Annotated in this window: 16 protein-coding genes; 5 read left to right on the top strand and 11 right to left on the bottom strand. The window is 65.1% G+C overall.

Going from position 1 to position 16,086, the window contains the following annotated elements:
- From JOZ06_RS14650 to JOZ06_RS14610, 9 genes are all read right to left on the bottom strand, one after another.
- Positions 1-1,744, bottom strand: a 1,744-nt coding sequence (locus JOZ06_RS14650) for a hypothetical protein (RefSeq protein ID WP_293233702.1), incomplete at its 3' end; no start/stop codon positions are given.
- A gap of 165 nt (positions 1,745-1,909) precedes the next feature.
- On the bottom strand, positions 1,910-2,926 hold the full coding sequence (locus JOZ06_RS14645) for an aspartate-semialdehyde dehydrogenase (protein ID WP_293233700.1): 1,017 nt from the start codon (positions 2,924-2,926) through the stop codon (positions 1,910-1,912).
- A 120-nt stretch (positions 2,927-3,046) separates the two neighbouring features.
- Complete coding sequence (asd, locus tag JOZ06_RS14640) at positions 3,047-4,159, bottom strand: aspartate-semialdehyde dehydrogenase (protein ID WP_293233698.1); 1,113 nt, start codon at positions 4,157-4,159, stop codon at positions 3,047-3,049.
- A gap of 35 nt (positions 4,160-4,194) precedes the next feature.
- Entirely contained in the window at positions 4,195-5,259 is a 1,065-nt protein-coding gene (gene leuB / locus JOZ06_RS14635; protein WP_293233696.1) for a 3-isopropylmalate dehydrogenase, read from the bottom strand.
- Positions 5,260-5,280: 21 nt separating this feature from the next.
- Positions 5,281-5,916 (bottom strand): 3-isopropylmalate dehydratase small subunit, encoded by a 636-nt coding sequence (leuD, locus tag JOZ06_RS14630; RefSeq protein WP_293233694.1) that lies wholly within the window; start codon positions 5,914-5,916, stop codon positions 5,281-5,283.
- Between the two features lie 9 nt (positions 5,917-5,925).
- Positions 5,926-7,332 (bottom strand): 3-isopropylmalate dehydratase large subunit, encoded by a 1,407-nt coding sequence (gene leuC / locus JOZ06_RS14625; RefSeq protein ID WP_293233692.1) that lies wholly within the window; start codon positions 7,330-7,332, stop codon positions 5,926-5,928.
- Positions 7,333-7,595: 263 nt separating this feature from the next.
- Positions 7,596-8,738, bottom strand: a complete 1,143-nt coding sequence (locus JOZ06_RS14620) for an MFS transporter (RefSeq protein ID WP_293233690.1) — start codon at positions 8,736-8,738, stop codon at positions 7,596-7,598.
- On the bottom strand, positions 8,735-9,151 hold the full coding sequence (locus JOZ06_RS14615) for a S4 domain-containing protein (protein WP_293233688.1): 417 nt from the start codon (positions 9,149-9,151) through the stop codon (positions 8,735-8,737). Before JOZ06_RS14615 ends, JOZ06_RS14620 begins: the two co-directional genes overlap by 4 nt.
- A complete protein-coding gene (locus JOZ06_RS14610) occupies positions 9,148-9,801 on the bottom strand; it encodes a fumarylacetoacetate hydrolase family protein (RefSeq protein ID WP_293233686.1) in 654 nt (217 codons plus the stop codon). The genes JOZ06_RS14615 and JOZ06_RS14610 overlap by 4 nt, the downstream gene beginning before the upstream one ends.
- A gap of 225 nt (positions 9,802-10,026) precedes the next feature.
- Between JOZ06_RS14610 and phaC the strand changes: the two genes are divergently transcribed.
- The 3 genes from phaC (at position 10,027) to JOZ06_RS14595 (ending at position 14,314) form a co-directional block, all read left to right on the top strand.
- Complete coding sequence (phaC, locus tag JOZ06_RS14605; protein ID WP_293233684.1) at positions 10,027-11,784, top strand: class I poly(R)-hydroxyalkanoic acid synthase; 1,758 nt, start codon at positions 10,027-10,029, stop codon at positions 11,782-11,784.
- A gap of 67 nt (positions 11,785-11,851) precedes the next feature.
- Positions 11,852-13,030, top strand: coding sequence for an acetyl-CoA C-acetyltransferase (locus tag JOZ06_RS14600; protein WP_293233682.1), 1,179 nt, complete (start codon positions 11,852-11,854; stop codon positions 13,028-13,030).
- Positions 13,031-13,156: 126 nt separating this feature from the next.
- On the top strand, positions 13,157-14,314 hold the full coding sequence (locus JOZ06_RS14595; RefSeq protein WP_293233680.1) for an AAA family ATPase: 1,158 nt from the start codon (positions 13,157-13,159) through the stop codon (positions 14,312-14,314).
- Positions 14,315-14,373: 59 nt separating this feature from the next.
- Here JOZ06_RS14595 and JOZ06_RS14590 read toward each other — a convergent pair whose 3' ends face one another.
- Both JOZ06_RS14590 and JOZ06_RS14585 read right to left on the bottom strand, forming a co-directional pair.
- Positions 14,374-14,631 (bottom strand): hypothetical protein, encoded by a 258-nt coding sequence (locus JOZ06_RS14590; protein WP_293233678.1) that lies wholly within the window; start codon positions 14,629-14,631, stop codon positions 14,374-14,376.
- Between the two features lie 191 nt (positions 14,632-14,822).
- Positions 14,823-15,293 carry a metal-dependent hydrolase gene (locus JOZ06_RS14585; RefSeq protein ID WP_293233676.1) on the bottom strand — a complete coding sequence of 157 codons (471 nt, stop codon included), beginning with the start codon at positions 15,291-15,293 and terminating at the stop codon, positions 14,823-14,825.
- 137 nt (positions 15,294-15,430) lie between these two features.
- Here JOZ06_RS14585 and JOZ06_RS14580 point away from each other — a divergent pair, with 137 nt between their 5' ends.
- Positions 15,431-15,703, top strand: coding sequence for a type II toxin-antitoxin system Phd/YefM family antitoxin (locus tag JOZ06_RS14580; RefSeq protein ID WP_293233674.1), 273 nt, complete (start codon positions 15,431-15,433; stop codon positions 15,701-15,703).
- Positions 15,700-16,026 (top strand): type II toxin-antitoxin system RelE/ParE family toxin, encoded by a 327-nt coding sequence (locus JOZ06_RS14575; RefSeq protein WP_293233672.1) that lies wholly within the window; start codon positions 15,700-15,702, stop codon positions 16,024-16,026. Before JOZ06_RS14580 ends, JOZ06_RS14575 begins: the two co-directional genes overlap by 4 nt.
- The last annotated feature ends 60 nt before the right edge of the window (positions 16,027-16,086 follow it).

The following is a 16,086-nucleotide window of genomic DNA, read 5'->3' as shown; positions in this document are numbered from 1 at the left end:
GCGCCGGCTCGGCGGGCAGATCGAGCACGGATAAGTCGGGCTCGGTCTGGCTCAAATCGGCGCCGGGCGCCGCGTCCTTGCCCTCAAGCGAGAAGTCGAAGTCAAGCAGGCTGTTTTCGGCTGCCGGCCCGGGCGCCGCCGACGCCGTCTCCGGCATCGAGAAGTCCAGCCCGCCGTCCGCCGGCTCGAGCACCGGCGTTTCCAGCGCGGAAAAATCCATCATCGGTGCCGCCGGCGCGGCTTCCGCGCCCTCGGGGCGGTAGAGCGGGTTGTCCGGGTCGATGCTGGCGCCCATGGCGCGCGCGCGCTCCCACTGTGCGCCGCGGCCGTCGTAGGCGTCGTGCACTTCGCGCGCCAACACCTCGAACTTGAGCGTATCCGGCCGCGCGGCGTAGATCTCCAGCAGCTTGGCGCGGATATCCTGCCGCCCCGGATGCAGTTCCAGCGCCTTGCGCAAGATGTCCTCGGCCTGATCGTCATGGCCGTAGGCGAGATACACCTCCGCCTCGGCCAGCGGGTCGCCCTTACCGTCGGCCTCAAGGGCGGACGGGTCTGGCTGGGCGACGCCGGTGGTGGCCAAGCCGCCCTTCTTTCCGTTCCCCTTGGGCGGTTTCTTCTTGCCATTGCCGTCGCCGTTGCGGCGACGGCGGCCGAGCAGGAAGAACAGCACGGCGATGATCAGCGCCACCCCGCCGGTCAAGGCCATCACCTTCGGACTGCGGTAATTGATGCCGTTGGCCACCATCTTGGCGACCGCCGCCTCGGACGCTTGCAGCGACTTGATCTGACGGTTGAGATCGTTAATGTGCTGGTCGGCTTTCTGCAGATCTTGCGCGCGCGCGTTCACCTGTTGTTGCAAAGCATCGATCTTGGCGCGCGCCGCCGCCTCGGACGCGGCATAGGCGGCAGCCTGCGATGCCGCTTGCGGCGCGGCGGCGGGCTTAGGCTGGCTCGCGCTCTCCGGCGGCGCCACCGGCTTGGCAGTCGGCGCGGCCGACGGCGTCGAGGCGGTCAGTGGCGCTAGCGGCGGCACCGCGCCCGGACGCGGCGGATGCAGCAAGGCCTCGGCATGCGACATGCTGATGGCGCGCATCGTTGCCACGCTCGGCACCGCGAGCCGGGCGCCCGGCTTCGGCCGCGGCGGATCGCCGGCAACGAACTTGGCGCGGTTGGACAAATACAGCGCGGCCATGGCTTGGCTTTGCGGAATGTTGGCGGGACGGATCTTGTCCGCCAGCGAAGCCAAGGTATCGTGCTTGCCGACCAATAGCCCGGTCTCGGCCGGTTTGGCGGCGCGCGCGTTGCGCGAGGCCGCAGCGGCCGGCACCGCGGTGTCGGCGGGCACGTCGATGACGTCGCTCTCGCCGCGCGACTCCAGCCGCACGTCAAACCCTTGCACCCAGCGCCCCCCATCGCTCTTCAGCTGCAGCACGAACTGCAGGTACGGCGTGCGGATCGGCTTTTGCGAGCGGATCAGCACCACCGGGCCGTTCGCGCCGGCAAACAAGGAAAAGCGCAGATCGGCCAATTCGGGCCCATAGACGTAGTTGAGGTCGTCGAAGGTCGCCCTGTCGGCCAGGCTCACACGCCAGTGCGAGCCATTCATGGTATCGGTGTCGGTGAGCGGCACCTCGGCGCGTAACGGCTCGCCAAGGCGGGAATAAACACGGATGGGACCGAAATCGGCCCAGGCATGGATGGACAACAGCGCAAACGCCAGCGCGGCAATGAATCGTCTCAACACATCGTCTCCTCCCGCCGCGGTTCTGCGACCACGGCGCTATGAGGGCCGCCGCAAAAAAGATTGTCGGCAGGCCCTAGGACACAACATATGGCGTGCACACGCCAAATTGCGCTAAATACCGCAATATTAGGTTGGGCTGACAGAATAAGCTAGCCCTTATCCAGCTTAAGACGGCAGTTTGCCCGCTTTCAGTAGCGTCTCCGCCACCTCGACACAATTGAGCGCCGCGCCGACGCGCACGTTGTCGGCGGTCAGCCAGAACGCCAGGCCGTCGGCGGTGGCGCGTACCCGGCTGACCCAGATACGGTCGGAACCGGCGACTTCCATCGGCGTAGCGAAGCCATCCTCGCGTTTGGGGTCGTCTACCACGTGGATACCGTTGGCGGCCAGGAGCTTCCTGGCGCGGTCGATTTCCAGCGGCCGTTCCAGCGCCACATGCACCGCCCAGGCGTGACCGAAGAACACCGGCACGCGCACGCAGGTGGCTTCGACCGTCAACGACGGCAGGCCGAGCAAGCGCCGCACTTCGTCGATCACCGATTGCTCCTCGCTGCTTGCGCCGTCTTCCAGCACGTCGCCGATCTTGGGCAGCAAATTGAAGGCGATACGCTTGGGATAGACGCTGGTCTCGACCTCGCGCTGACCGAACAGCGCCGTGGTCTGGTCGGCCAACGCCTCCAATGCCGCCTGGCCGGTGCCGGACACCGATTGATAGGTCGACACGGTCACGCGGCGCAAGCCGTGCGCGGATAAGGCATGAAGCGCCACCGCCAGCGGGGTGACGGTGCAGTTGGGCACCGACACCAACGGCGCGTCGGCGGCGTCGGCCAGGCTCGCGCCGTTGATGCGCGGCACGATGAACGGCACTTGCGCATCCAGGCGGAAGGCCGCGCTGAAATCGACCACCGCGGTGCCCGCCGCGCGCGCCTGCGGTGCCAATTGGCGCGTCACGTCGCTGCCGGCAACGAAAAAGGCCAAGTCGATATTATCGAACGACACTTCGTCGAGCGGCCGCACGTCCAGTTCCAGGTTGCCGTAGCTGACGGTCTCCCCCTCGTACCCCGCCTCGTCGAGGGCGAGCACTCGCGTGGCGGGAAACTGGCGTTCGGCCAATAGTTCGAGGATGGCGCGGCCAATCAGGCCGGCGGCGCCGACGACGGCGACTTGCAAAGCTTGCGACATGGTGGGGATCCCTATAAGCGGCAGGGGCGCTCGCGCGCCCCTGCCAATATATCTAAGAGCTGATTGGGCGCTATTCTAGCGCCCAATCGGCATTTGTTACAGAACCGTCCCGCCCCGGCCTCAACGTTCGAGCAGGATGCGCAGCATCCGGCGCAGCGGCTCGGCCGCGCCCCACAGCAGCTGGTCGCCCACGGTGAAGGCCGACAGATACTCGGGGCCCATGCCCAGCTTGCGCAAGCGCCCCACCGGCGTGCGCAGCGTGCCGCTCACCGCCGCCGGAGAGAGCTCCCGCATCGACGCCTCGCGCTCGTTCGGCACCACCTGCGCCCAGGTGTGCGCCGAGGCCAGCATGTCGCTGATTTCATCCAGCGGCACGTCGCGGCGCAATTTCACCGTCAGCGCCTGGCTATGGCAACGCATCGCGCCGACGCGCACGCACAAGCCGTCGACGACGATCGGCTGCTCGCCGCGGCCGAGAATCTTGTTGGCTTCGGCCTGGCCCTTCCACTCCTCCTTCGACTGACCGTTGCCCAAATCCTTGTCGATCCACGGAATCAGGCTGCCGGCCAGCGGCACGCCGAACTGCTTGGTCGGGAAGGCGTCGTCGCGCAACGTGGCGGTCACGGCGCGGTCGATGTCGAGAATCGCGCTGCCCGGATCGGCCAGTTGATCGGCCACCGCGCCATGGAGCACGCCCATGCCGGACAACAGCTCGCGCATATGCTGCGCGCCGCCGCCCGAGGCCGCCTGGTACGTCATGGCGCTGACCCACTCGACCAGATCGCGCTGGAACAGGCCGGACAAGGCCATCAGCATCAGCGACACGGTGCAGTTGCCGCCAATGAAATTCTTCACCCCGCCGGCAAGCCCGCGATCGATCACCGCGCGATTGACCGGATCGAGCACGATGATGGCGTCCTCGGCCATGCGCAGGCTGGACGCCGCATCGATCCAGAAGCCCTTCCAGCCGGCGGCGCGCAATCTCGGATACACCTCGTTGGTGTAGTCGCCGCCCTGGCAGGTCACCACCACGTCCATGGCCGCCAACGCGTCGATCGCGTAGGCATCCTTGAGCGGCGGCACGTCGCGGCCGATGCTCGGCCCCTTGCCGCCGACGTTGGACGTGGTGAAAAACACCGGCTCGTCGATGTGGGCGAAATCCCGCTCCTCGTTCATGCGCTGCATCAGCACCGAGCCGACCATGCCGCGCCAACCTACAAATCCCACTCGCATATCATTCCTTTCAACAGCCATTCTGTTCACCCGGCCTACAGCGCGGCGACGACGGCGTCGCCCATCGCGGTGCAGCTGACCTTTTCGCAGCCCGGTTGATAAATATCGGCGGTGCGCAACCCCGCGGCCAGCACCTTCTTGACCGCGCTCTCCACCCGCGTGGCCACGTCGTCGCGGTTGAAGCTGTAGCGCAGCATCATGGCCAGCGACAGGATGGTGGCCAACGGGTTGGCCAGATCGCGGCCGGCAATGTCCGGCGCCGAGCCGTGGCTCGGCTCGTACAGCCCCTTGTTATTCTCGTCGAGCGACGCCGAGGGCAGCATGCCGATCGAGCCGGTCAGCATCGACGCCTCGTCGCTGAGAATGTCGCCGAAAATATTGCCGGTGACCATCACGTCGAACTGCTTGGGGTTTCTCACCAGCTGCATCGCCGCATTGTCGACGTACATATGGCTCAGTTCGACTTCGGGGAATTCGCGGCCGACGTCGGTGACGATTTCCTTCCAGAACTCGGTGGTCTCCAGCACATTGGCCTTGTCCACCGAGCATAGCCGGCGCGAGCGTTTCATGGCGATGCCGAACGCCACGCGGGCGATGCGGCGCACTTCGCTTTCGCTGTAGCGCATGGTGTTGTACGCCTCGCGCTCGCCGAGCTCGTTCACGGCGATGCCGCGCGGCTGGCCGAAGTAAATGTCGCCCGTCAGCTCGCGCACGATCATGATGTCGAGCCCGGCCACCACCTCGGGCTTGAGCGTCGAGGCGCCGGCAAGCTCCGGATAGAGCAGCGCCGGCCGCAGGTTGGCGAACAGGTTCAGGTCCTTGCGGATCGCCAGCAGGCCGCGCTCGGGCCGCAACGGCCGGTCGAGCTTGTCGTATTGCGGCCCGCCCACGGCGCCGAGCAGCACCGCGTCGGCGGCGTGCACCAGCCGGCGCGTCGCTTCCGGATAGGGTTCGCCATGGCGGTCATAGGCGGCGCCGCCCAACACCCCGTGCTCGGTTTCCACCGGCAGGCCGTCGCTTCGCAACGCCTCCAGCACACGGCAAGCCTGGGCGACGATTTCCGGTCCGATGCCGTCTCCCGGCAAAATGGCAATTTTCATTGATCTCTCCTCGATCGGGAATCAGCGCAGCCAGGGCCGCTCGGCGGCGATCGTCGCTTCGAAAGCACGGATCTTGTCGGCGTGGCGCAAGGTCAGGCCGATCTCGTCCAAGCCGTTCAACAGGCAATGTTTGCGATGCGCGGTGATGTCGAAATGATAATGCAGGCCGGAAGGCGTGCTCACGGTCTGCTTGTCCAGATCGACGGCCAGCCGGTAGTCGAGGTGCGTCGCGCACTCCACGAACAGGCGGTCGACGGCGGAGGCCGACAGCACGATCGGCAACAGGCCGTTCTTGTAACAGTTGTTGAAGAAGATGTCGGCGAACGAGGGGGCGATCACGGCGCGAAAGCCGTAATCCTCCAGCGCCCAAGGCGCGTGCTCGCGACTCGATCCGCAACCGAAATTCTCACGTGCCAGCAGGATCTCGGCCCCCTGAAAGCGCGGCATGTTGAGCACGAAATCCCGATTCAACGGACGGCGGCTATTGTCCATGCCCGGCTCGCCGTGATCCAGATAACGCCATTCATCGAACAGGTTCGGCCCGAAGCCGGCGCGCTTGATCGACTTCAAAAACTGCTTGGGGATGATCGCGTCGGTGTCGACATTGGCGCGATCGAGCGGGCATACCAGCCCATCGAGTGTGGTAAAGGCTCTCATGGCGCGTCCTCAGAAGGTTCGGATGTCGACGAAATGACCGGTGACCGCGGCGGCGGCGGCCATGGCCGGGCTCACCAGATGCGTGCGCCCGCCCTGCCCCTGCCGGCCCTCGAAATTGCGGTTCGAGGTCGCGGCGCAACGCTCGCCCGGCTCCAGCCGGTCGGCGTTCATCGCCAAACACATCGAGCACCCCGGCTCGCGCCATTCGAAACCGGCGTCGAGGAAGATCCGATGCAGTCCTTCGGCCTCGGCCTGCGCCTTTACCAGACCCGAGCCCGGCACCACCAGCACTTGGCGCACCGAGTCGGCTTTCTTGCGTCCGCGCGCCACGGCGGCGGCGGCGCGCAAATCCTCGATGCGCGAATTGGTACAGGAGCCGATGAACACCTTGTCGACCGCAATCTCGCCGATCGGCGTATACGGCGCGAGGCCCATATAGTGCAGCGCGCGCTCCAAGCCCTCGCGACGGGTCGGGTCGGTCTCGCGCGCCGGGTCCGGCACCTGGCCGTCGACGCCGCACACCATTTCCGGCGAGGTGCCCCAGGTCACCTGCGGCACGATCTCGGCGGCGTCGAGCACCACGGTGGCGTCGAAGGCCGCGTCCGCGTCGGACACGAGCGTGCGCCAGTCGTCGACCGCGCGCGCCCAATCGGCGCCGGCCGGCGCGAGCGGGCGCCCCTTGAGGTAATCGATGGTAGTTTGATCGACGGCGACCATGCCCGAGCGGGCACCGGCCTCGATGGCCAGGTTACACAGGGTCATGCGCCCTTCCATCGACAGCGCGCGCACCGCCGCGCCGCCGAACTCGATGGCGTAGCCGGTGCCGCCGGCGGTGCCGATGCGGCCGATGACCGCCAGCGCCATGTCCTTGGCGGTCACGCCGGCCGGCAGTTCGCCGTCGACGCGCACCAGCATGTTTTTGGATTTCTTGGCCACCAGGCATTGCGTGGCCAGCACGTGCTCGACTTCCGAGGTGCCGATGCCGTGCGCCAGCGCGCCGAAGGCGCCGTGGGTCGAGGTATGGCTGTCGCCGCAAACCACGGTCATGCCCGGCAGCGTCGCGCCCTGCTCCGGCCCGATGACGTGCACGATGCCCTGGCGGGGGTCACGGAAGGGGAAGTAGGCCCGGGCGCCGAATTCCTTGATATTGGCGTCCAGCGTTTCCACCTGCAGGCGCGAAATCGGATCCAGGATGCCGCGTTCCCAGTGGTCGGTCGGGGTATTGTGATCGGCGGTGGCCACCACCGAATCGATGCGCCACGGCGCGCGGCCGGCAAGCTTCAGCCCTTCGAACGCCTGAGGGCTCGTCACTTCGTGCACCAAGTGGCGATCGATGTACAGCAATACCGTGCCGTCGGCCTCCTCGTGCACCACATGACGCGCCCACAGCTTGTCATATAACGTTTGTCCGCTCATCTCTGATTTCTCTTTGTCCAAAATACTGAATCGTTTTGTGTTTTGACCATTCTTGCATAGCAGCATCGCCGCTATCAAGCGGCAAAAAGCGCCGATTTTGTCGAAAAAATCAGCGATTGGACAAGCTGTCGGAAGAATTGGACATTACGTCCAAAAACATACGGTGGGTAGCGTGCGTTCGCGAAGCAACGCACGGCCTCGACGCGCGCACCGTGCATTGCCTGCGGCGAATGCGCGCTACAAAACGCGAGGTTGGAAGGGATTCAGGCGCGGAAAGGACGCAAACCTTGGGTACAGACCGCCACGCCCACGAGCGCCACGGCGGCCGACAAACCGAACACCAAAGGCACGCCGCCGTGTGTCCACAGCGCGCCGGCCAGCAAGCCGCCCAAACTGCCGCCGATGCCGAAGGAGAAAATCACGTAGAGCCCCTGCCCCTTGGCGTGGTGCTCCTGGGCGAAATGGCGGTGGATCAGGCCGATGGAGGCGGCATGATGCATGGCGAAGGTCGGCGCGTGCAGCGCCTGCGCCAGCACCGCCAACACCGGATTGCCGATGGCGAACGCCATGACGCCGAAGCGCAGCACGGCGGCGGCCAGCGACAGCAGCATCAGCCGCTCCAGCGCCACCGCGCGCATGATGCGCGGCATGAACCAGAACACGCCGATCTCCGCCATCACCCCGACCGCCCATAGCCAGCCGACGGCGCTCTTGCCGAAGCCCGCCTGTTTCAGGCCGATCGAATAGAAGGTGTAGTACGGGCCAAACGCGAAGGCCATCAGAAAACAACAGGCAAATAGCGTCCGCACCGGCGGCTGCGCCAACGTATGCCACAGCGAGGTCCGGCTCTTGGCGCGCGCCGGCGCCGCCACCTCGGGCAGGCGCCAGGCCGACCACAGCACCGCGCACAACAGCGCGAAAGCCAGCCACGGCAGGCTGGCCAACCGCAGCCAGTCGAGCAGGTAACCGCCCGCCACCGCCAGGATCAAATAGCCGATCGAGCCCCACACCCGCACCCGGCTATAGCGGCCGGGCTCGGCGCGCGTCAGGTGCGCGGTGCTTGCCTCCACCAGCGGCAGCGACGCCGCCCAGAAGAAGTGCACCAACGCCAGACAGAAGAACACCCAGACGAAAGTCTTGGCGTGCAGGCAAATCAGCAGAAAGCCCAGCGCGGCCGCGAGCGACGTGCCGACGATGATCGCCCGGCGCCGTTGCAGGCGGTCGGCGAGCCAGCCCCAGAATCCGGGCGCGACGATGCGCGCCATGGTCGACAACGCGATCAACAGCGAAATTTGCCAGGGACTGAAGGACAGCGAGTCGAGATACAGCCCCCAGAAGGGATTGAACAGACCGCCGTAAGCGAAGTAGCAGAAATAGTAGGTGGCGAACGGCAGCAGCGAACTCACTGATACGAATCCTTGAAGCGGGTGATGTCGCGCCGCGCGCGCTTGGTCGGCCGGCCGTCGCCGTGCGGAAAGCTCGCGTGCTCGGCGCGCAGCAACGCCTGCCGCGCCTCGCGCGCCGCCTGCGATTCGGCGCTCTCGCTATAGAGCAGTTGCGCCTCCTTGGCCGATTTGCGCTGTCCCGACACGCCGGTCACGGTCACGCGATACTCGAGTTGATTGAGGCGCAACAACAGCGCATCGCCCAGATTGACCGCGCGCGACGGTTTGACCCGGTCGCCATTGACCAGCACGCGCCCAAGCTCGATCGCTTCGTGCGCCAGCTGCCGCGTTTTGAAGAAACGCGCCGCCCACAGCCATTTGTCGAGCCGGGTCTTGCCGCTGTCGTCCTCGTCCTGCGGCGGCTTGCGGCTCATCGCGTCACATCCCAATGCGCCGATACCAAACCGTCGAGCTCGGCCTCCAGGTGCGCGCCCGCATGGATCGGCCCGACCCCTTCCGGCGTGCCGGTATAGATCAGATCGCCGGCTTGCAGGCCGTATTCGGCCGACAGCCAGGAGACGAGCGCGGCCACGCCGACGAGCATCATCGCGGTGTCGCCGCGCTGGCGCACCTCGCCGTTGATGCTGAAGCTGAATCGGAGCCGCGTCGGGTCGGACACGCGCTTGGCGGCGACGAAATCGGACACGCAGGCCGAGCCGCGGAAACCCTTGGCGCGGGTCCAGGGATGCCCCTTGGCCTTCAGCTCGCTCTGCACGTCGCGCGCGGTCAGGTCCAGGCCGACGGCGTACCCCGCGACGACGTCCAGAGCCTGCTCGACCGGCACATGGTCGGCGTCGCGGCCGATCAGCAAGACCAGCTCGCACTCGTGGTGCACGTCGTGGGAATAGTCCGGCAAGGTCAAGCTGCCGCCCGGGGGCACCAAGGCGCGCTGCGGCTTGAGGAATACCAGCGGCATGTCATCGCGCACATTGTTGAGTTCGGCGATATGCGCGGCGTAATTGCGGCCGACGCAAAAAATACTGCCCACCGCCGTCGGACGGCCTTCAAGCGTCACCTTGGCCATGACATCCCCTTAAAAGTGTGATGCCCTATTATCCCATCTGTCGGTTTTCATTCAACGAAAGAAAATGGTGCATTGCGCAACAACCCGGATGACATATCAAGAATTTTGCGTAAACAGCCCCTTCACCGAGTGTAAACGTCATAAATTCTTGTTACAGTCAGGAGCATCAACGGCGCATGACGCGACCGGCGGCGCCGATCGAACATCTTGCTGGAGGAGTGGATTTTGACTCAGGAAACGACAAGCTCGCTGGACCTGTTCTTCGACAATCTCGCGAATGCGAACCAGCAGTGGCTACAGCAATTCACCGCCTCCCTGTCTGGCCCCGACGGCGCCAATCCCTTCGCCCTCTGGCAGCAGACGCTAAACGGCGGCAACCCGCTGTTCGCGCTGCAAAGCAATCTGTACCAACAACAGATGAAGCTGTGGATGCAGTTTCTCGGCCAAACGCCGCCCGGCGACGACGCCGCGCCGCCGGCCGCCGCCAAGGACCGCCGCTTCGCCGCGCCGGAGTGGAACGAGCACCCGTTCTACAGCTACATCAAGCAAAGCTACCTGAGCACCGCGGAGTGGATGACCACGCTCGTGGATCAGGCGCAGTTGGAGGGCGACAGCAAGGAGCGCCTGTCCTTCATCACCCGCCAATACCTGGACGCCATGTCGCCCAGCAACTTCATCCTGACCAACCCGGAAGTGATCAAACACGCGATGGAGACCAAGGGCGAAAGCCTGGTCGAGGGGATGAAGAACATGATGGCCGACATCGAGAAGGGGCATATCTCGATGTCGGACGAAAGCCGCTTCGAGATCGGCGACAATATCGCCGCCACGCCGGGCCAGGTCGTGTTCCGCAACGAGCTGATCGAGCTCATTCAGTACACGCCGACCACGGCGCAAGTCTATGAAATGCCGCTTTTGATCGTGCCGCCCTGCATCAACAAGTACTACCTGATGGATCTGCAGCCGGAAAACTCGATGGTGCGCCATTTCGTCGCCCAGGGTTACCGCGTGTTCCTGATCAGCTGGCGCTCGGCCGAGCCCGACATGAAGCAGTTCACCTGGGACCGCTACATCGAGTCGGGCGTCTTGGCCGCCGCCGAGGTGGTGAAGAAGATCACGCGCCAGCCGAAAATGAACGCGCTCGGCTTCTGCATCGGCGGCGTTATCCTGGCCACGAGCCTGGCGGTGATGAAGGCGCGCGGGCTCGACTGGGTCAACAGCGCCACCTTCATGACCTCGCTGATCGACCATGCCGAACCGGGCGAGATCAAGGTCTACATCGACGAGCACATGATCGAGCAGCGCGAGGCCAAGATGGCGGCCGGCGGCATCATCAGCGGCAAGGAAATCGGCCGCACCTTCGCCTCGCTGCGCGCCAACGACCTGGTGTGGAACTACGTGGTCAACAACTACCTGCTCGGCAAGACCCCGGCGCCGTTCGACCTTCTATTCTGGAACAACGACGCGGTCGACCTGCCGCTGCCGATGCACACCTTCTTCCTGCGCGAGTTCTACCTCAACAACGCGCTGATCCAGCCGGGCGGCGTCACGCTGTGCGGCGTGCCGATCGACTTGTCGACCATCGACGTCCCCGTCTACATGTTCGCCGCGCGCGAGGACCACATCGTGCTGTGGACCTCGGCCTCTTCCGGCTTGAAGTATTTCACCGGCGCGCCGTCGCGCCGCTTCGTGCTCGGCGCCTCCGGCCACATCGCCGGCTCGATCAACCCGGTCACCAAGGACAAGCGCAACTATTGGGTCAACGACGCACTGCCGATCGACGCCGAGGCTTGGCTCGACGAGGCCGAAAGCCGTCCGGGCAGCTGGTGGAAGGACTGGGACGCCTGGCTCGCGCCGCAATCGGGCAAGAAGGTCGCCGCGCCCAAGAGCATGGGCAACAAGGCCTACCCGCCGTTGGAAGCCGCGCCGGGCAGCTACGTCAAAGCCAAGGCCATGCCCACCCCGCTGGCCAACGTACTGTAAATATAAGGCGCGCGGCCGTCATGCGCGCTCATAACACAGAGACTGTCCTCTTTATCAGGAGAAGCAAATGCAAGAAGTCGTGATCGTTGCAGCCGGCCGCACCGCCCTGGGCAACTTCGGCGGCGCGCTGGCCAAGGTTCCGGCGCCCGAACTCGGCGCCACCGTGATCAAGGCCCTGCTGGCGCAAACCGGCATTCGTCCCGATCAAGTGTCGGAAGTGATTCTCGGCCAGGTGCTGACCGCCGGCAGCGGCCAAAACCCGGCGCGCCAAGCGCTGATCAAGGCCGGCATTCCGGTCGAGGTGCCGGCGATGACCATCAACCAGGTGTGCGGCTCGGGCCTGAAGACCACGCATCTTGCCGCGCAGGCGATCGCCTGCGGCGACGCCGACATCGTCATTGCCGGCGGCCAGGAAAACATGAGCCTGGCGCCGCACCTGCTGCCGGGCTCGCGCGACGGCTTCCGCATGGGGCCGGCCACCTTGGTCGACAGCATGATGTACGACGGCCTGACCGACGTCTACAACCAGTATCCGATGGGCATTACCGCGGAAAACATCGCCGAAAAATACGGCATCAGCCGCGAAGAACAGGATGCGTTCTCCGTGGCGTCGCAAAATAAGGCCGAGGCGGCGCAAAAAGCCGGCCGCTTCGCCGATGAGATCATTCCGGTCATGGTGCCGCAGCGCAAGGGCGATCCCGTGGCGTTCGACCAGGACGAGTTCATCAAGCACGGCGCCACGCTGGAAGGCCTGGCCAAGCTGCGCCCGGCGTTCAAGAAGGACGGCACCGTCACCGCCGGCAACGCCTCCGGCATCAACGATGGCGCCGCCGCGGTGATCATGATGAGCGCCGCGCGCGCCGACCAGCTCGGCCTCAAGCCGCTGGCGCGCATCAAAGCGTACGCCTCGGCCGGCGTCGAGCCGTCGATCATGGGCATGGGCCCGGTACCGGCCACGCAACGCGTGCTGGCCCGCGCCGGCTGGACCGTGGACGACATCGACCTGATCGAGGGCAACGAAGCCTTCGCCGCGCAAGCGATCGGCGTCGGCCGCGAACTGAAGTGGGACAACGGCAAGCTCAACGTCAATGGCGGCGCCATCGCGCTCGGCCACCCGATCGGCGCCTCCGGCTGCCGCATCCTGGTGACGCTGCTGCACGAAATGCAGCGCCGCGACGCCAAGCGCGGCCTGGCCACGCTGTGCATCGGCGGCGGCATGGGCGTATCGCTGGCGCTGGAACGCTAAGCCCCGCCGTCCCTCACGCCCCGGAAACCGCCGCGCGAAGACCGGTTTCCGGGGTGTTTCACTTGATCAGGAACCAAACGGGCGCCGATGTTACCGTGATCGCCCCGCCAGCCCCTCGACACCACCATGCTGACCACCCTCGCCGTTTCCCATTACCGTTCGCTCCATGACCTCTGCCTGCCGCTCGACACCCTCAACGTGATCAGCGGTGCCAACGGCAGCGGCAAATCCAATGCCTATCGCGCGCTGCGCCTGATCGCCGAGGCGGCCCAGGGCGGCCTGGTGCCGGCGCTGGCGCGCGAAGGCGGCTTCGGCGCCGCCCTGTGGGCCGGGCCGGACAAGCTTTCGCCCGCGATGCGCCGCGGCGAGGCGCCAATCCAGGGAAGCCAAAGCCACGGCCCGCGTTCGCTCAAGCTCGGTTTCGCCAGCGACGATTTCGGCTATGCGATCGACCTGGGCGCGCCGACGCCGAGTCCGACTCGCTTCACGCTCGACCCCCACATCAAGCGCGAATGCATCTGGGCCGGCGGCACATTGCGCGACGCCACACTGTTGATCGACCGGCGCAATGCGTTGGCGCGCAGCCGCAGCGGGCGCGCCTGGCGCACGCTGACGCAACACCTCGCCCCCTACGACAGCGTGTTCAACCACTGCGCCGACCCCATCGCGGCGCCTGAACTGCTGCAGCTGCGCGAACGGATGCGCGGTTGGCGGTTTTACGACCATCTGCGCACTGACGCGCTGGCGCCGGCCAGACAGCCGCAGGTCGGCACCCATACCCCAGCCCTGGCCAACGACGGCGGCGACCTGGCCGCCGCCTGGCAAACCATCTTGGAGATCGGCGATGCGGCGGCATTGCAGCGGGCAGTCGACGACGCCTTTCCCGGCGCGGTGGTGGACATCGATGCGCAAAACGGCCGGTTCAGCCTGCTGATGCGGCAACACGGCCTGCTGCGCCCTTTGGCGGCAAGCGAATTATCGGATGGCACGCTGCGCTACCTGCTATTGATCGCCGCGCTGCTCAGCCCCCGGCCGCCGGAACTGCTGGTGCTCAACGAGCCGGAAGCCAGTCTGCATCCGGATTTGTTTCCGGCGTTGGCGAGATTGATCACGGCCGCCTCAGGCCGCGCCCAGGTGATCGTGGTCAGCCATGCCGTGCGGCTGGTGTCGGCCCTGGAACAGGCCGGCGCGCATAGCCTGGCGCTGGAAAAGACACTCGGCCAAACGCAGGTGCTTGGCCAAGAACCGTTGACGCGCCCCGCCTGGCATTGGCCGACGCGTTAGAGGAAGGGAAAGACTTGACCTGGACCGGGGCCACCACGGGCCCCGCCTCCGTTAGCGCCTTATTCGGCGGTTAAAATCACGCATCCCGCCACGCGCCGGGTTCGCACCGGCTGCGGCAAATACATCCATGAATGCTCCGAATCGACACGCAGCGACGACCACGGCAGACGGCTATCGATGATCAGCCGGCACACGCCGGGATCGGCTTGGCCCGCGCGCGGCGCGCACAATTCCGAAATCAGAGAGAACAGCGGCAGTTGCAGGAGATCGCGGTTTGAAACGGCGGTGGGGGTTGCAGTACGATGGCAAGTAGCCATATCAACTTCTCCTTGTGTTAAGGGAGTTAGGAGTTGCTGTGGTTAGCGGCTCCGGGGTGGTCAAGACCCCGGGGCCGCGCCCTTTGCGGCTTGACGCCGCAAGCCCCCACCTTACGCCAGCCAAGGCTAAAAGAACAAGATAGCGGAACCGTCAGGAAAGTCTGAAATTGGGCTACGTACGCCGACGCCCGCTACGCCCACCCCTGCGCGACCGTCGCCAATGCCGCCAGCCACGCCAAACCAACCACCAAGCCATCGCAGCGGCCACTGTTCCACCAGCCCAGCGAATGCCGCCGCGCGATCCACGGCACACCCAGGGGATTGGGCCAATCGGCCAGCAGATGCATGACGCCGCCGCCGGCAAAACCCAGCACCGCCGCCGCCCAGGGATGCGTGCTCAGCGTCAGATAACCGTACGCCAACAAGCCGATCCAGCCGATGCCCCAATGCGTCAGGCTGCGATGCGCGATCCAGCGCCGCCGCCGGCGCGACCACCAGGCAAGTTCGAGCCAATCCGGCGCCGTGCCGCCCGCCGCGCCCGCCAGGCAAGCAACGAGGCTCCATAGGTAGAAAGGGCCGGCGTGACCGGACCGGGCGACGATGGCGGCGGCCATCACCCCCGCCGCCCAGCCCGTGGCGCGATGCGCGCGCGGAGAGGCCATGAGGACATTGCGAGAAATAAAACCGGCGATGCTACCGCTGGGATGGCGCGCAATCTTGACGAACGACCCTCACCCCTCGTAAAAGACCAAATTCAGTCTATAATCAGTCCAATGAAATTTACACCGCCGAGACCAACATGAAGCTCTCAACGCAAGTCAAACCCATCAGTTATCTGAAGAGTCATGCCGCCGAGATCGTTAAAGAGATCTCGGAGAGCCGCGAGCCGATGCTGATCACTCAGAACGGCGAGGCCAAGCTGGTCGTCATGGACGTACACTCTTACGAGGAACAAGAGGAGACGCTCGCGCTGCTGAAAATCCTCGCTTTCGGCAATCATGAGATCATGCAAGGCCAGTTCCGCGCCGCAGAGGATGTCTTTGCCGAGTTGGACAAGGAAGATCAGTCATGACCGTTAAAGCGGTCTTCCTTCAGTCGGCGGAAATAGATCTCAAAGCATTGAAGCGCTATATTCTGCAAAACTTTGGACCGGAAATATGGCAATCCACCTACGGCAAAATAAAGGCATCTGTTGCCATCATTCAGTCCTTCCCAGAGAGGGGACATATCCCCGCAGAATTGGTGAGTCTAAACCTCTCGCAGTATCGCCAAGTCATCAGCGGCATGAATCGCATCATCTATGAAATTCGAGGGGATACGGCTTATGTCCATCTCGCCTGTGACAGCAGAAAAGACTTGAAAGCGCTGCTCATCAGGAGGCTATTACAAGCTTGATCGACCACCTTGGCGCTGCGCCCAAATGGATCGTGCCGACCGGCTTGGGCATGAAAAGAA

This window comes from Paludibacterium sp. (assembly GCF_019232825.1).
Classification (GTDB): domain Bacteria; phylum Pseudomonadota; class Gammaproteobacteria; order Burkholderiales; family Chromobacteriaceae; genus Paludibacterium.
This window is presented reverse-complemented; position numbering and strand designations above follow the sequence as displayed.

Excerpts from the sequence above, each read along its gene's own strand:
- JOZ06_RS14580 (WP_293233674.1), top strand. The coding sequence starts at position 15,431 with ATGAAGCTCTCAACGCAAGTCAAACCCATCAGTTATCTGAAGAGTCAT.
- JOZ06_RS14615 (WP_293233688.1), bottom strand. The coding sequence starts at position 9,151 with ATGAGCCGCAAGCCGCCGCAGGACGAGGACGACAGCGGCAAGACCCGG.
- JOZ06_RS14575 (WP_293233672.1), top strand. The coding sequence starts at position 15,700 with ATGACCGTTAAAGCGGTCTTCCTTCAGTCGGCGGAAATAGATCTCAAA.
- JOZ06_RS14610 (WP_293233686.1), bottom strand. The coding sequence starts at position 9,801 with ATGGCCAAGGTGACGCTTGAAGGCCGTCCGACGGCGGTGGGCAGTATT.
- JOZ06_RS14595 (WP_293233680.1), top strand. The coding sequence starts at position 13,157 with ATGCTGACCACCCTCGCCGTTTCCCATTACCGTTCGCTCCATGACCTC.
- leuD (WP_293233694.1), bottom strand. The coding sequence starts at position 5,916 with ATGAGAGCCTTTACCACACTCGATGGGCTGGTATGCCCGCTCGATCGC.
- JOZ06_RS14585 (WP_293233676.1), bottom strand. The coding sequence starts at position 15,293 with ATGGCCTCTCCGCGCGCGCATCGCGCCACGGGCTGGGCGGCGGGGGTG.
- JOZ06_RS14600 (WP_293233682.1), top strand. The coding sequence starts at position 11,852 with ATGCAAGAAGTCGTGATCGTTGCAGCCGGCCGCACCGCCCTGGGCAAC.
- leuC (WP_293233692.1), bottom strand. The coding sequence starts at position 7,332 with ATGAGCGGACAAACGTTATATGACAAGCTGTGGGCGCGTCATGTGGTG.
- JOZ06_RS14590 (WP_293233678.1), bottom strand. The coding sequence starts at position 14,631 with ATGGCTACTTGCCATCGTACTGCAACCCCCACCGCCGTTTCAAACCGC.
- asd (WP_293233698.1), bottom strand. The coding sequence starts at position 4,159 with ATGCGAGTGGGATTTGTAGGTTGGCGCGGCATGGTCGGCTCGGTGCTG.
- leuB (WP_293233696.1), bottom strand. The coding sequence starts at position 5,259 with ATGAAAATTGCCATTTTGCCGGGAGACGGCATCGGACCGGAAATCGTC.
- JOZ06_RS14645 (WP_293233700.1), bottom strand. The coding sequence starts at position 2,926 with ATGTCGCAAGCTTTGCAAGTCGCCGTCGTCGGCGCCGCCGGCCTGATT.